At 44.5% G+C, this 618-nt stretch carries 1 protein-coding gene; it reads right to left on the reverse strand.

Going from position 1 to position 618, the window contains the following annotated elements; genetic code table 11:
• Positions 1-157: 157 nt before the first annotated feature.
• Positions 158-618, reverse strand: a 461-nt coding sequence (locus tag R7O13_RS28475) for a GNAT family N-acetyltransferase (RefSeq protein ID WP_318305405.1), incomplete at its 5' end; no start/stop codon positions are given.

The following is a 618-nucleotide window of genomic DNA, read 5'->3' on the forward strand; positions in this document are numbered from 1 at the left end:
AACGGTTTGCGTGCCGACGGTGAACGTATTCTCGACAGGCTCATAGCCATGGGCAAACAGACCGCAGCTACGTTGAAATAAGCACGGCAGACGTTAGAAATGCGCCTTTTCAGTATTTGGTGAAAAGGCGTTTATAGCGGCTTATGAACTATGGCGATCAGTCTTTCACTCTTTTGCTCATCATTTTGGTCATCACGCGATAACCCATCTTATGATAGAAATCTTCACCTTCATGATTAAACGATGCGACGGTTAAACCAATTTCTTCAATACCTTGATTGCACAAATCGCTTTCGATTTTATCCATGAGCGACAAGCCTATTCCTAAGTTACGATGACTTTCCGAGACCACCAACTCGTTAACGAAGCCAACGCGCTTTGCAACAGAAACCATCGAGTCAATATCTCGAACGGTACCAGAGATAAATCCAACGACTTGTCGATGTGAGCAGGCGATAAAGAAGATAATGCTGTCATCGAAATACTTGTCAAAGACGCCACGTTCTTCCCTTAGCTGCGCCATTTCTTCGGGTGATCGGTAGAAGTTAGGCTCGGCTTCATAGTGAGAGTTATCGAGCTCTACCAATAATCCCTTGAGTAAAGGGATATCTTCTTCTC

It is taken from the genome of Vibrio sp. Y176 (assembly GCF_033438945.1).